The 13,436-nt window shown below is 71.9% G+C and carries 15 protein-coding genes; 8 read left to right on the forward strand and 7 right to left on the reverse strand.

The window, feature by feature from the left end; all coding sequences use genetic code 11:
* Positions 1-101: 101 nt before the first annotated feature.
* From ACFZDC_RS33835 to hypE, 8 genes are all read left to right on the forward strand, one after another.
* Positions 102-470: a hypothetical protein gene (locus tag ACFZDC_RS33835; RefSeq protein ID WP_391329810.1), complete on the forward strand. Its 369-nt coding sequence runs from the start codon at positions 102-104 to the stop codon at positions 468-470.
* A 66-nt stretch (positions 471-536) separates the two neighbouring features.
* On the forward strand, positions 537-2,240 hold the full coding sequence (locus tag ACFZDC_RS33840) for an enoyl-CoA hydratase-related protein (protein WP_391329812.1): 1,704 nt from the start codon (positions 537-539) through the stop codon (positions 2,238-2,240).
* Entirely contained in the window at positions 2,237-2,827 is a 591-nt protein-coding gene (locus ACFZDC_RS33845; protein ID WP_391329814.1) for a hydrogenase maturation protease, read from the forward strand. The genes ACFZDC_RS33840 and ACFZDC_RS33845 overlap by 4 nt, the downstream gene beginning before the upstream one ends.
* Positions 2,828-2,888: 61 nt before the next feature.
* Entirely contained in the window at positions 2,889-3,614 is a 726-nt protein-coding gene (hypB, locus tag ACFZDC_RS33850) for a hydrogenase nickel incorporation protein HypB (protein WP_391329816.1), read from the forward strand.
* Complete coding sequence (gene hypF / locus ACFZDC_RS33855) at positions 3,611-5,956, forward strand: carbamoyltransferase HypF (RefSeq protein ID WP_391329818.1); 2,346 nt, start codon at positions 3,611-3,613, stop codon at positions 5,954-5,956. The genes hypB and hypF overlap by 4 nt, the downstream gene beginning before the upstream one ends.
* Before the next feature lie 3 nt (positions 5,957-5,959).
* Positions 5,960-6,250 (forward strand): HypC/HybG/HupF family hydrogenase formation chaperone, encoded by a 291-nt coding sequence (locus tag ACFZDC_RS33860; protein WP_391329820.1) that lies wholly within the window; start codon positions 5,960-5,962, stop codon positions 6,248-6,250.
* Complete coding sequence (hypD, locus tag ACFZDC_RS33865) at positions 6,247-7,392, forward strand: hydrogenase formation protein HypD (protein ID WP_391329822.1); 1,146 nt, start codon at positions 6,247-6,249, stop codon at positions 7,390-7,392. The genes ACFZDC_RS33860 and hypD overlap by 4 nt, the downstream gene beginning before the upstream one ends.
* On the forward strand, positions 7,385-8,494 hold the full coding sequence (gene hypE, locus ACFZDC_RS33870) for a hydrogenase expression/formation protein HypE (protein WP_391329824.1): 1,110 nt from the start codon (positions 7,385-7,387) through the stop codon (positions 8,492-8,494). Before hypD ends, hypE begins: the two co-directional genes overlap by 8 nt.
* Before the next feature lie 28 nt (positions 8,495-8,522).
* Here the strand turns inward: hypE and hypA are convergent, their stop codons facing one another.
* From hypA to ACFZDC_RS33905, 7 genes are all read right to left on the reverse strand, one after another.
* Positions 8,523-8,879: a hydrogenase maturation nickel metallochaperone HypA gene (gene hypA / locus ACFZDC_RS33875; RefSeq protein WP_391329826.1), complete on the reverse strand. Its 357-nt coding sequence runs from the start codon at positions 8,877-8,879 to the stop codon at positions 8,523-8,525.
* A gap of 7 nt (positions 8,880-8,886) precedes the next feature.
* Entirely contained in the window at positions 8,887-9,039 is a 153-nt protein-coding gene (locus tag ACFZDC_RS33880) for a hypothetical protein (RefSeq protein ID WP_391329828.1), read from the reverse strand.
* Between the two features lie 56 nt (positions 9,040-9,095).
* Positions 9,096-9,302, reverse strand: a complete 207-nt coding sequence (locus ACFZDC_RS33885; RefSeq protein ID WP_391329830.1) for a hypothetical protein — start codon at positions 9,300-9,302, stop codon at positions 9,096-9,098.
* A 21-nt stretch (positions 9,303-9,323) separates the two neighbouring features.
* The gene (locus ACFZDC_RS33890; protein ID WP_391329832.1) at positions 9,324-9,920 is read right to left on the reverse strand and encodes a DUF5947 family protein; all 597 of its coding nucleotides are present in this window, start codon (positions 9,918-9,920) and stop codon (positions 9,324-9,326) included.
* Positions 9,917-10,489: a NifU family protein gene (locus ACFZDC_RS33895; RefSeq protein WP_391329834.1), complete on the reverse strand. Its 573-nt coding sequence runs from the start codon at positions 10,487-10,489 to the stop codon at positions 9,917-9,919. The genes ACFZDC_RS33890 and ACFZDC_RS33895 overlap by 4 nt, the downstream gene beginning before the upstream one ends.
* The gene (locus ACFZDC_RS33900; RefSeq protein WP_391329836.1) at positions 10,482-12,275 is read right to left on the reverse strand and encodes a nickel-dependent hydrogenase large subunit; all 1,794 of its coding nucleotides are present in this window, start codon (positions 12,273-12,275) and stop codon (positions 10,482-10,484) included. The genes ACFZDC_RS33895 and ACFZDC_RS33900 overlap by 8 nt, the downstream gene beginning before the upstream one ends.
* 67 nt (positions 12,276-12,342) lie before the next feature.
* On the reverse strand, positions 12,343-13,431 hold the full coding sequence (locus ACFZDC_RS33905) for a hydrogenase expression protein HypE (RefSeq protein WP_391329839.1): 1,089 nt from the start codon (positions 13,429-13,431) through the stop codon (positions 12,343-12,345).
* Positions 13,432-13,436 lie beyond the last annotated feature (5 nt).

Consider the following 13,436-nt stretch of genomic DNA (forward strand, 5'->3'; position numbering starts at 1 on the left):
CTGCGCCGCGCCGACGAGCAGTCGACTGCTGCGTCCGGCTGCGCCCCCCAGGTAGCGTCACACCGGCAGTCCGCGCCCGGTCGAGGGGTAAGCCTCGCCCCATGACCTTCAAGAACCCCGTCCAACGCGGTGGCCCGCGCCGCGGCCGGTTCGACCAGTTCGCCGAGTACGCCTCGAACTTCACCAGCTCCCCGCTCTTCTTTCTGTTCTGCCTGCTCCTCGTCGGCGTCTTCGTCGCCGCCCACGCGGCCCACCTGAACCTCGAACTGCTGCTGCTGGCGGGCGAGTCCATGACCGCCGTGACCCTGCTGCTGCTCGCGCTGCTGAAGAACGCGGAGGTGCGGGCCGAGCACGCCATCCAGCGCAAGCTCGACGCGATCGCCGGCGCCCTGCTGGAAGCGCACAAGGACGAGCGGAGCCAGGCCTTCGAGGACCTGAGGAATGCGATCCGGATGGAGGAAGAGACCTGACCGAGCCGGCAGAAACGCCGCAGGGGTTCTTCCCGCTATGCCGCGAAGGGACCAACATGCCGTGTCATGGACATTTTGCTCGTCGCCAGCGCGTTCAACAGTCTCTCCCAGCGGGTGTATGCCGAACTCGTGGACCAGGGCCACCGGGTGGACGTCGTCCTCGCCACGCACGGTGCCGACCCGGTCCGTGCCGCCGTACGCGAACTGCGCCCGGACCTGATCATCGCGCCGATGCTGAAGACGGCCCTGCCGGAGGACGTCTGGCGGGAGCACACCTGCCTCATCGTGCACCCGGGGCCGCCCGGCGACCGCGGGCCGTCGTCGCTGGACTGGGCGCTCGCCGAGCGGGCCCCGTACTGGGGCGTGACGGTGCTCCAGGCCGAGGCGGCCATGGACGCCGGGGACATCTGGGCGGCGGTGCCCTTCCCCGTGCCGCCCGTCGGCAAGAGCGACCTCTACCGCAACGAGGCCTCCGACGCCGCCGTGGCCGCCGTCCTGCTGGCCGTACGCCGGTACGCCGACGCCTCGTACAAGCCCCGCCCGCAGACCGGCGACGCCCTTCCCGCGGTGTGGCGCGACTTCTTCCGGCAGGAGCGGCGCCGCATCGACTGGGACAACGACAGCACCGAGACCGTGCTGCGCAAGCTCCGCGGTGCCGACTCGCAGCCGGGCGTCCTGGACGAACTCCTCGGCCACGAGGTGTTCCTGCACGGCGGCCACCCGGAGGACCAGCTGCGCGGGCGCCCCGGCGAACTGCTCGCGACCCGGGCCGGCGCGGTCTGCCGGGCCACCCGCGACGGCGCCGTGTGGATCCCGGAACTGCGTCCGCGCAAGAGCTCCGGCGACCCGGCACCGTTCCGGCGCCCCGCCGCTTCCGTGCTCGCCTCCCTCTCCGTCCGGCTTCCCGAGGCCCCCGTCCCCTTCGAAATGCCCGCGGACCGGCGCACCTGGACCGACATCCGCTACCGCCGGCGCGGCGACGTCGGGTTCCTGAACTTCTCCTTCCCGGGCGGAGCCATGAGCACCGACCAGTGCCGCAGACTGCTCGCCGCCTACGAGTGCGCGCTCGCCGACCCCACCTGGGTCCTGGTGCTGGGCGCAGAGCGTGACTTCTTCTCCAACGGCATCCACCTGAACGTCATCGAGGCAGCGGCCGACCCGGCCGAGGAGTCCTGGACCAACATCAACGCCATGGACGACCTCGTCGAGGCGGTACTGCGCACCACCGACCGGCTGGTGGTGGCCGCGCTCGCCGGCAACGCCGCCGCGGGCGGCGCCATGTTCGCCCTCGCCGCCGACCGGGTGTGGTGCCGCAGCGGCGCCGTGCTCAACCCGCACTACCGGAGGATGGGCCTGTACGGGTCCGAGTTCTGGACGTACACGTTGCCGAGCCGCGTCGGTGCCGACACCGCCCACCGGCTGACCACCGAGGCGCTGCCCCTGAGCGCGGCGTCGGCCGCACGGATCGGGCTGGTGGACCGGCTCGTGCCCACCGGCCCCGGTGAGTTCGCCGCCGAGGTCGAGCGGCTGGCCGCCGACCTGGCCGCCACCCCGGACCTCCCGCAACGCATCGCCGCCAAGGCCGCCGCACGCCGCTCGGACGAGGAGGCACGCCCACTCGCGGACTACCGGCGCGAGGAACTCGCCCGTATGCGCGCCGTCTTCTTCGACCCCGAAGCCCCTTACCACGCCCTGCGGTCGGCGTTCGTCCGGAAGAAGCCCGCCGCCTCCACCCGCCCCCTGGCACCGGCCGCCGGAGACACCCGGTGAGCCCCGCGGCCGGCCGGCTGCTCGTGGCGGGCGTCGGCAACATCTTCCTCGGGGACGACGCGTTCGGCCCCGAGGTGATCCGCGCCCTCGAGCGGCGCCCGCTCCCGCGCGAGGTGCGCGTGCGGGACTACGGCATCCGCGGCATGGACCTCGCCTACGCGCTGCTGGAGGGCCACTGCACCGCCGTCCTGGTCGACGCCGCCCCGCGCGGACACCGCCCCGGCACCCTCACCCTGGTCGAAGCGGAACCGCCCGACGGCACGGCCGTGCCCGAGGCGCACGGCATGGACCCGGAGAAGGTGCTGGCCCTGGCCACGCACCTGGGCGACGAGCCGCTGCCCCGGGTCCTCGTGCTGGCCTGCGAGCCCGGTGTACTGCCACGAGGCGACGAGGACATCCTGCCGGGACTCAGCGCACCGGTGCGGGAGGCGGTCGACCGGGCCGTGGAGGCACTGCACACGCTGATCCCCGTCCTGCTGGCGGATCCCGCCGCACCCACACCCGCGTTGGGCCGCCCGATGGAATCCGGGCCCCCGCACGCGGCTGCGCTGCCCGGCCTCGCGGCCGACGGAGCCGAAGATCGGTGAGACCCCCGGGCCGTACGGACGCGGCCGGGGCTTTGCCTTACGACTCCGAGGAGCTGCGCCCATGTGCCGGTCCGACGTCAAGCAGGCCGTCCTGGCGAAGAACGACGACCTGGCCGCGAGCCTGCGCGACGATCTGACGCGGCAGGGCGTCAGCGTGGTCAACCTGCTCTCCAGCCCCGGCAGCGGCAAGACCGAGCTCCTCGGCCGGGTCCTGGCCCGAGCGGTGGAGCGCGACGTTCCGGTCGCCGCGCTCACCGCCGACCTGGCGACCGAGAACGACGCCGTCCGGCTGGCCCGCTCGGGCGCACCGGTCCAGCAGGTGCTCACCGACGGGCTCTGCCACCTGGAGGCCCGGCAGGTGCGCGGGCGTCTGGAGGGCTGGCTGCCGGCCGACACCGCGGTGCTCTTCGTGGAGAACGTCGGGAACCTGGTCTGCCCGGCTTCGTACGACCTCGGCGAGACCCTGCGGATCGTGCTGATGGCCGTGACCGAGGGTGAGGACAAACCGCTGAAGTACCCCACCGCGTTCGGCTCCGCCCATCTGGTCGTCGTCACCAAGACCGACCTGGCCGAGGCGGCCGGCTTCGACGAGGCCGCCTTCCGGGCGAACGTCCAGCGGGTCAACCCCGGGGTGGAGATCGTACGGTCGTGCGCACGCACCGGCGACGGCGTCGACACCCTTCTGGCACACGCGCTCGCCGCCCGGCACGGAGCCCCGCCGCACCGGCCTCCGCTCGCCCCGCACCCCCACGGTCACCACCACACCGCGTCCGCCACCGTCTCGTGACCGCGCCCGCAACCGGCCTGGTCCGCCGTCGGATCACCGTGCGCGGCACCGTGCAGGGGGTCGGCTTCCGGCCGTATGTGCACCGCCTGGCCGCCGACCTCGCGCTGGCCGGCTTCGTGAGCAACACCGCGAGCGGTGTCCTCATCGAGGTCGAGGGCCCGGCGGGCGAAGTGGGGCGGTTCTGCGACCGGCTGTCCGAGCAGCCGCCCGCACTGGCGACCGTGACCGGCGTCGGCTGCGAGGACCTGCCCACCACCGGCGCCACCGGCCCGTTCACCATCCGCCCCACCGAGCAGTCCCCGGGGCGGACCCAGCTCCCGCCGGACACGGCGACCTGCGCGGACTGCCTGCGCGAGCTGGCCGATCCGGCCGACCGCCGCCACCGCCATCCCTTCATCACCTGCACCCACTGCGGTCCCCGCTTCACCATCGCCACCGCGATGCCGTACGACCGCTCGGCCACCACCATGGCAGGGTTCCCGATGTGCCCCTCCTGCGCCCGCGAGTACGAGGACCCGGCCGACCGGCGCTTCCACGCCCAGCCCGTCGCCTGCCCCGACTGCGGCCCGAGACTGAGCCTGGTCCCGGCCGAGGGCACCGGAGTCCGCCCGGCCCGGGACGCCGGCGCCCTGGCGACGGCACGGGCACTGCTGGCCGCGGGCCGGATCGTCGCCGTGAAGGGCGTCGGCGGCTACCACCTGGCCTGCGACGCCACCGACGCACGGGCCGTCGCCACCCTGCGCAGCCGCAAGGAACGGGGCGGCAAGGCCTTCGCCGTGATGTGCGCCGACCTCGGCACGGCGGAGCGCATCGCGGTCCTTACCGGCGCCGAACGGACGGCGCTCACCGGCGTCCGCCGGCCCATCGTCCTGCTGCGCCGGCGCACGCCCGCTGACGGGCTCCGCCTCGCCGACGAGGTGTGTCCCGGCAGCCCGCACGTGGGCGTGATGCTCCCGTACACCCCCGTGCACACCCTGCTGTTCGGGCTGCCCGGCGACCACCCGGGCCCCCGGGTGCTGGTCATGACCAGCGGCAACCGCTCCGGCGAGCCCATCGTCACCGACGACGCCGAGGCGCTGACCCGGCTGGCCGGACTCGCCGACGCCTGGCTCGGCCACGACCGGCCCATCGCCTCCCCCTGCGACGACTCCCTGCTGCGGGTACGCCCCGACGGCACCGAACAGGTGCTCCGACGCTCCCGCGGGTACGTCCCCCGCGCCCTGCACCTCCCGGTCCCGGTCCGTCCCGTGCTCGCGGTCGGGGGCGACCTGAAGAACGCCCTCTGCATGGGTGAGGGCGACCAGGCCTGGTTCGGGCCGCACATCGGCGACATGGGCGACCTGGCAACCCTCGAGGCCGCCGAGCGCGCCGAACGGCACCTCACCCGCCTCACCGGCGTCACCCCTCACCTCGTGGCCACCGATCGGCACCCCGGGTACCACTCGGCGGCGTGGGCGCGCAGACGGTCGTCCATACTCGCCTCGCACACGCCGAAGTCGGTCCAGCACCACCACGCACACATCGCCTCCGCGATGGCGGAACACGGCCTCGACGGCACCACCGCCGTCATCGGCGTCGCCTTCGACGGCACCGGCTACGGCGACGACGGCACCGTGTGGGGCGGCGAGGTCCTGCTCGCCGACTACGCCGGCTACCGGCGCTTCGCCCACCTGACTCCGGCGCCGCTGCCCGGTGGGGACGCGGGCGTGGCCAACCCCTGCCGGCTGGCGCTCGCCCGGCTCTGGGCCGCGGGGCTGCCGTGGGAGCCGGAGCTGCCGAGCGTCACAGCTTGCACGGGTGCCGAACTCAACGTTCTGGAACGGCAGCTGACCCGGCAGGTGGCCTGCGTGCCGACGTCCAGCATGGGCCGCCTCTTCGACGCGGTCTCCTCCCTCGTGGGCGTGTGTCACCGCGCCGGATACGAAGCACAGGCGGCGCTGGAGCTGGAGGCGGCGGCAGCGCAGGCACGGGACGCGGATGCGGCGGCGTACCCCTTCGGCTTCCGGGCCGGCCACGGGATCGACCCCGCGCCCATGCTGGAGGCACTCCTCGCCGACCAGCGCCGCGGCGCCCCCGCCCCGGTACTCGCGGCCCGGTTCCACCGCGGTGTCGCGCGGGCCGTCACGGAGATCTGCGGGCGTGCCCGCACGGCCGCAGGCCTGACCACCGTGGTCCTGACGGGGGGTGTCTTCGCCAACGGACTGCTGGAGGAGGAGTGTGCCGCCCTGCTGGCTGCGGACGGCTTCGTGGTCCTCCGGCACCGCGAAGTACCCCCGAACGACGGCGGGTTGGCACTCGGCCAGCTCATGGTCGCGGGAACAGCAATCAACGAGACGGAGTGACCCATGTGTCTGGCAGTGCCCGGCAAGGTCGTGGCCATCGACGACGGCGCCGATCCGCTCACCGGGCTGATCGACTTCGGCGGAGTACGGAAACAGGCGTGTCTCGAGTACCTCCCCGATGTGCGGGTGGGGGAGTACGTCATCGTCCACGTCGGCTTCGCCCTGCAGCGCCTGGACGAGGAGTCGGCCCGGGCGTCCCTGGAGCTGTTCGAGCAACTCGGACTGCTGGAGGAGGAGTTCGGCGACGCCTGGGAACAGGCGGCGCGACAGGAGAGCGGAAGTGAGGTCCAGTGAAGTACATCGACGAGTTCCACGACCCGGACCTGGCACGCCGGTTGCTGGACGAGATCCGTGCCACGGTCACCCGGCACTGGGCCCTGATGGAGGTCTGCGGCGGCCAGACCCACTCCATCATCCGGCACGGTATCGACCAACTTCTGCCGGAGGAGGTTGAGTTGATCCACGGTCCCGGCTGCCCGGTGTGCGTCACGCCGCTCGACGTCATCGACAAGGCGCTGGAGATCGCCGCCCGGCCCGACGTGATCTTCTGCTCCTTCGGCGACATGCTGCGGGTGCCCGGCACCGACCGGGACCTGTTCCGGGTCAAGGGCGAGGGCGGTGACGTACGGGTGGTGTACTCACCGCTCGACGCCCTCGACCTGGCCCGCAGGAACCCGGACCGCCAGGTCGTCTTCTTCGCGATCGGCTTCGAGACGACCGCCCCCGCCAACGCCATGGCCGTCCACCAGGCCCGCCGGCTCAAAGTGGACAACTTCAGCCTGCTGGTGTCCCACGTCCGCGTCCCCCCGGCGATCGAGGCCATCATGACCGCCCCCGCCTGCCGGGTGCAGGGCTTCCTCGCCGCCGGGCACGTGTGCAGCGTCATGGGCACCGCCGAGTACCCGGACCTGGCCGAGAAGCACCGGGTGCCGATCGTGGTGACCGGCTTCGAGCCGCTGGACATTCTGGAGGGCATCCGCCGCGCCGTCCACCAGCTGGAGCGCGGGGAGCACCGGGTGGAGAACGCCTACCCCCGGGCCGTGCGCGACCAGGGCAACCCGGCGGCCCTGCGCATGATCGAGGAGGTCTTCGAGGTCGCCGACCGCAACTGGCGCGGCATCGGCCGCATCCCGGCCAGCGGCTGGCGCCTGACCGACGCCTTCCGCGCCTACGACGCCGAGCACCGCTTCGACGTCACCGGCATCCGCACCGAGGAACCCGCCGTGTGCCGCGCCGGCGAGGTCCTGCAGGGCCTGATCAAACCCACCGAGTGCGAGGCGTTCGGCAAGGCCTGCACCCCGCGCACGCCGCTCGGCGCCACGATGGTCTCCAGCGAGGGCGCCTGCGCTGCCTACTACCTGTACCGCCGGATGACCGACGGCCCGGCCCCGCGGGGATCCCGCGTTCCGCAGGAGGAGATGAACCCCGTTGGCTGACCTCGCCACCGAAAAGACCGCGGTGATCGAAGCGACCGAACCGACCGAGACAGCCGTCGATCCCGCGAACTGGACCTGCCCGGCGCCCCTGCGCGACCAGCCGGTCGTGGTCATGGGCCACGGCGGGGGCGGCGCCCTGTCCGCCGAGCTGATCGATCAGGTCTTCGCCCCCGCCTACGGCAACCCCACCCTGGACGCCCTCACCGACTCGGCCGTGCTCGACCTGGGCGGCGTCCGGCTGGCCTTCTCCACCGACTCCTACGTCGTACGGCCGCTGTTCTTCCCCGGCGGCAGCCTGGGCGACCTGGCGGTCAACGGCACCGTCAACGACCTGGCGATGAGCGGCGCCCGGCCCACCCACCTCTCGACGGCCTTCGTCCTGGAGGAGGGCGTGGAACTGGCCGTCGTCGGGCGGATCGCCCACGCCATGGGGGCGGCGGCCCGGGCGGCCGGTGTCACCATCGCCACGGGCGACACCAAGGTGGTCGAGTCCGGTCATGGCGACGGCGTCTACGTCACCACCGCCGGCGTCGGCCTGGTCCCCGACGGCGTCGACATCCGCCCGCAGCGCGCCCGGCCGGGCGACGCCGTCATCGTCAGCGGCCCCATCGGCCTGCACGGCGTGGCGATCATGAGTGTGCGGGAGGGGCTCGAGTTCGGGGTAGAGATCGCCTCCGACACCGCGCCGCTGGCCGGCCTGGTGGCGGACATGCTGGCGGTCACCAAGGACATCCACGTCCTGCGCGACCCCACCCGGGGCGGCCTGGGCACGTCCCTGAACGAGATCGCCCGCGCCTCCGGCACGGGAGTACGGCTGCGGGAGCGGGCCATCCCGGTCCCGGACGAGGTCGTGAACGCCTGCGGTTTCCTCGGTCTGGACCCGCTGTACGTCGCCAACGAGGGCCGGCTCGTCGCGTTCGTCCCCCGCGAGGAGGCCGAGGCGGTGCTCGCGGCGATGCGGGCCCACCCGCAGGGCGCGGGCGCGACCCTCATCGGCGAGTGCGTCGAGGAGCATCCCGGCATGGTCGTCGTCGCCACCGGACTCGGCGGCACCCGGGTGCTGGACCTGCCGCTGGGGGAGCAACTGCCCCGCATCTGCTGAAGAGCACCGGCCGGTGCCGACCCCGTCGTCAGCGCGGGGCCGGCACCGTTTCCACGCCCGTGATCTCCAACTCCCGCCCGCTGCGCAGGTCCTGAGAGGGCCGGTCGCAGCCGGGGCACCAGAAGAACGGCGGCATGCCCACCGCGAACTCCTGCGCGCACCCGCCGCACCAGGCCCGCGCCGTCACCTGCTCGACGACGAGACTGGCCGCGGCCAGCGCCGTACCGTCGCGGGCCACTTCGAAGGCGAAGTGCAGCGCGTCCGGCACCACACCCGCCAGCTCCCCGACCCGGACGGTCACCACCGACACGTCGTCGGTGCCGTCCGCCCGGGCGATCTCCTCGGCCTGTTCCACGATCGCGGTCGCGATCGACAGCTCGTGCACGGCAGGCTCAGGGGTAGCGGCGGTTCGCGCGGAGGCCACCGGTCATCCGGTAGATCCGCAGCTCACGGACCACGCCGGGCAGTTCCTTCAGGAACAGAGCGAGCGCCAGTCCGCCCACCACGGCGGCCTGTGCGATCAGCACCTGACGTCCGGACGTCACCGATCTCGCCGTTCTCTTCGTTCGGCAGCGCTTCATCACGGTCACTTTCCGCCCTCTCATCCCGGTGAGATGTTCGGCATGGCGTCCAGCAGGGCGTCATGCCGCTTCCAGTGGATCCCGGTGGAGCGGCGGGCGTCGGAGGTGCCGTCCTGGTGGAATCCGGTCTGATGCGTGTGCGGGCCCCTGTTTCCCTGGTGCAGACCACGCACATGCTTGGGCATGTCGGGCTTCGCCTGGGGGCGGCCCACTCGGATACTGCTCATATCTGTTCTCCTTCCAGGTCCTCACGACCGCTCGGTGAGCTCCGCGAAGAACCGTTCCACGGCCGGCCAGACCCGGTCGCCGCCGGACAGGCCGCGCCATTCGCGGCGGACCACGGCGACCATCCGGAAGCAGTCGTCGACCGGCACGATCCAGTGCTCGTCGAGGCCCCGTACGGTGTTCACCAGCAGCGCCTCCACATCGGGTGCCATGGATGCGAGCTGCGGAAACGTGGCGGTCAGCCGCTGCCAGGCCGCCGTGTCCACCTCCCACCGCATGGCTCCGGCCGGGCTCGGCCCCTGTGCGGTGACCGTGCCGTCGGAGCGCGGCACGAAGAACACCAGGCCCACCGGTACGCCCAGCACCGCCGTGTCGACCGGCGGCAGCCGGAGCCGGCGCCGGGGCACGAGCCGATAGCGTCCCTCGCCCGCTCCGTCGTCGGCGAAGAGCACCGAGCAGGGGCCGCACACGCACTGCACCTCGGCGGCCGGCGTGTCGTATAGGTGGGGGTGTTCGCCGGCCACCGGGGCAGCGCACAGGTCGCACACCTCGGCCTCCGCCGTCGCGGTCCGGCCGGCGGCCGAGCGGATGACCCGGGCCAGCGCTCCGTCCACGGTCACCGTGCCTCCTGCGGCTCCGGCGCAGCACGGCGTCTCAGCGTCGTCAGCGGTACGAAGGCCGGGGCCGCCCGCCGCTCGGCGGTGACCGGCTCCACCGACTCCAGCTCCGGGGCGGCGGCCAGCACCGCCGCGCGGACCACCTCGGTGACGTCGGCCGACCCGCCACCACACCCGGAACCGCATCCGCCGCCGGTGCTCACCCGCACCCGGGCCACCTGACCCTCGACGCCGGCCCACTGAAGGTCACCGCCGCGTTCACGGACCGCGGGCCGCAGCTTCTCGACCGCGCGGGCGGCCCGGAGCTCGGCGGACTCGGGGTGGATGCCGTGCAGCACCAGCAGGTGCCCCAACAGCTCGTCGTCGGCCAGCCGCTCGCGCAGCCGCTCGTCCGCCCGGTCCAGGACCCGGGCGAGCGCCTCGCCGTAGACCTCGGTCAGCAGGGTCACCGACTCCAGCGCCTCACGGGCGGCCGGACCGGGCGCGGACTCCAGCCCCGCCAGCACCTCGTCGAGCCGGGCGAGCCGCGCCTCCACCGCCGGATCCGGGAGCCGTACGGCCGTGTCAGCCATGGTTGGCTCCGTAGGTCGGCGAGTGCACGGTCGACAGGGTCTTGCCCTTGCCGACGTACATGTGCACTCCGCAGGGCAGACACGGGTCGAAGCTGCGGACGGTGCGCATGATGTCGACGCCCTTGAAGTCGTCGGGCCCGTTCTCCTCGAAGATCGGCTGGCCCTGCACGGCGTCCTCGTACGGCCCCGGGGTGCCGTAGATGTCGCGGGGGCTGGCGTTCCACGGGGTCGGCGGGTACGGGTGGTAGTTGGCGATCTTCTTGTCCCGGATCACCAGGTGGTGGGAGAGGACACCCCGGACCGCCTCGTGGAAGCCGCAGCCGATGGACTCGTCGGGTACCTCGAAGTTCTCGAAGACCTTGGTGTCGCCGTCGCGGAGCATGCCCATCGCCTCCTCCAGGAACTGCAGGGCCATGGCGGCCGCGTAGGCGACGAAGTAGGGTCGGGCACGGTCCCGTTCAATGGTGTTGCTCCACTTCGGGATGCGCCACTCGAGCGTGGTCTCCGGCAGCGACTCGCCCTTGGGGAGCGAGATGCGCACGCTGTTCCCGGTGGCCTTGACGTACGGCGTGTCGACCAGGCCGCTCAGCGCCGTCGACCACAGCCGGGCGAGGGGGCCGCCGCCCGTGTCCAGGGCGAGGTGTTCGCCGGACTCCGGGTGGTACCAGCGCGGGCTCATCACCCAGCTGTACTTGCCGTCGAAGTCGCGTTTCTGCGGCACCGGCACGGTGGTCTGGTTCCACGGGTGACGCATGTCGACGGGGTTGCCCAGCGGGTCGTGGGTGACGAAGGGGTCCTCGTTGACCCAGTCCTCGTAGAAGGAGCTGCCCAGCATGATGCGCAGGCCGAGGTTGATGTCGATGAGGTTGTTGGTGACCAGCTTGCCGTCCACGATGATGCCGGGGGTGACGTACATCGCCTTGCCCCACCGGTTCATGTTCTCGTAGCGGTAGTCGACGACGTCCGGGTCCTGCCAGGCGCCCCAGCAGCCCAGCAGGATGCGGCGCTTTCCGACCTCCTCGTAGCCGGGCAGCGCCTCGTAGAAGAAGTCGAAGACGTCGTCGTTCATCGCCACCGCCTTCTTCACGAAGTCGATGACGCGCATCAGCCGGCTGAGGTAGTCGGTGAAGGTGTTCGGCTGCGGCATCGTGCCGACACCACCCGGGTACAGCGTGGAAGGGTGGACGTGCCGCCCTTCCATCAGGCAGAACATCTCCCGGGTGACCCGGCTGACCTTCAGCGCCTCCTTGTAGACCTCGCCCTCGAAGGGGTTGAAGGCCTTCATGATGTCGGCGATGGTCCGGTAGCCGTGGATGTCCCCGCGGGGCGCGTCGGTGCGCTCGGCACGGGCCAGGACACCCGGGTTGGTGGCCTTGACCATCGCCTCGCAGAAGTCCACGAACACCAGATTGTCCTGGAAGAGCGTGTGGTCGAACATGTACTCGGCCGCTTCGCCGAGGTTGGTGATGTGCTCGGCCAGTTTCGGCGGCTTGACGCCGTAGGCCATCTGCTGGGCGTAGTTCGAGCACGTGGTGTGGTTGTCGCCGCAGATGCCGCAGATCCGCGAGGTGATGAAGCCCGCGTCGCGCGGGTCCTTGCCCTTCATGAACACCGAATAGCCGCGGAACAGCGACGAGGTGCTGCGGCACTCCACGACTTCCCGGTTGGCGAAGTCGATCTTCGTGTAGATGCCCAGGTTGCCGATGATCCGGGTGATCGGATCCCAGGACATGTCCACGATCTGCGCGGGTTTGCGCCCGGTGGGCCGGGACTCGGTGGTCGTCATCTGTGGTACTGCCCCTTGCTGTTCGGTTTCGGCGGTTCGGTGGGGGGATGCGGGACGGGCGGCGGCGTCACGGGCGCCAGCGCGGGTCGAAACCGCTGGTGAGCTTGCCCTTGTTGTGGCGCCACTTGGGCTCGTGGTTCACCATGTCGTTGGTCAGGCCGCGCAGCCGCCGGATGACGGCCCCGTACGGTTTGATGACCAGGGAGGAGAGCGTTCCGCCGGGGGGCTCGTCCATGAACGGCATGAACGCGTCGGGGAAGCCGGGCATCGTGCACCCGATGCAGATGCCGCCGACGTTCGGGCAGCCGCCGATACCGGCCATCCAGCCCCGCTTGGGCACGTTGCAGTTGACCACCGGCCCCCAGCAGCCCGTCTTCACCAGGCACTTCGGCGAGTTGTAGTCGAGACCGAAGTCGGCCTGTTCGTAGTACGAGCCCCGGTCGCAGCCCTCGTGCACGGTCTTCCCGAACAGCCACTGCGGACGCAGCATGTGGTCCAGCGGGGGCGGGGGAGCGGCACCGGCCGCGTGCTGGAGCACCCAGATCAGGGTCTCCATGAAGTTCTCCGGCTGGATGGGACAGCCGGGCACGTTGACGATCGGGAGACCTGCCTGCGACGTGAAGTCCCAGCCCAGGTAGTCCGCGAGGCCCATGCAGCCGGTGGGGTTGCCGGCCATGGCGTGGATGCCGCCGTAGGTCGCGCAGGTGCCGGCCGCCACCACCGCCCAGGCCTTGGGGGCGAGCTGGTCGATCCACCAGTTCAGGGTCTGCGGCTGCCCGGTCTCCGGGTCGTTGCCGAAGGACGTCCAGTAGCCCTCGCCGTCGATGATGTTCTGGTTCGGGATCGATCCCTCGATCACGAGGATGAACGGGGCCAGCTCACCGCGGGCCGCCGCCCGGTACGGGGCGAGGAAGTCCTCGCCGCCCAGGCTCGGCGAGAGCACCTTGTTGACCAGGTTGACCTTCGGCAGACCCGGGATGAGTCCCAGCACGACGTCCTCGATGGAGGGCTGGTCGGCGGCCGTCAGGGAGACGGTGTCGCCGTCGCAGCTCATCCCCTCCGAGATCCAGAGAATGTGGATCTCGTCGATTCCCTCACGCGCCTCGGCGCGGCTGGGCTCGCCGCTCACTTCGGTGGTACCGCTCTGGGTGGTCATGTCGT

The organism is Streptomyces sp. NPDC007905, assembly GCF_042959345.1.
Lineage (GTDB): Bacteria > Actinomycetota > Actinomycetes > Streptomycetales > Streptomycetaceae > Streptomyces.

What these genes read in the sequence shown, in the direction of transcription:
- ACFZDC_RS33860 (WP_391329820.1), top strand. Translation starts at nt 5,960, where the DNA reads ATGTGTCTGGCAGTGCCCGGCAAGGTCGTGGCCATCGACGACGGCGCC.
- ACFZDC_RS33885 (WP_391329830.1), bottom strand. Translation starts at nt 9,302, where the DNA reads ATGAGCAGTATCCGAGTGGGCCGCCCCCAGGCGAAGCCCGACATGCCC.
- ACFZDC_RS33900 (WP_391329836.1), bottom strand. Translation starts at nt 12,275, where the DNA reads ATGACGACCACCGAGTCCCGGCCCACCGGGCGCAAACCCGCGCAGATC.
- ACFZDC_RS33835 (WP_391329810.1), top strand. Translation starts at nt 102, where the DNA reads ATGACCTTCAAGAACCCCGTCCAACGCGGTGGCCCGCGCCGCGGCCGG.
- ACFZDC_RS33905 (WP_391329839.1), bottom strand. Translation starts at nt 13,431, where the DNA reads ATGACCACCCAGAGCGGTACCACCGAAGTGAGCGGCGAGCCCAGCCGC.
- ACFZDC_RS33840 (WP_391329812.1), top strand. Translation starts at nt 537, where the DNA reads ATGGACATTTTGCTCGTCGCCAGCGCGTTCAACAGTCTCTCCCAGCGG.
- ACFZDC_RS33895 (WP_391329834.1), bottom strand. Translation starts at nt 10,489, where the DNA reads ATGGCTGACACGGCCGTACGGCTCCCGGATCCGGCGGTGGAGGCGCGG.
- hypB (WP_391329816.1), top strand. Translation starts at nt 2,889, where the DNA reads ATGTGCCGGTCCGACGTCAAGCAGGCCGTCCTGGCGAAGAACGACGAC.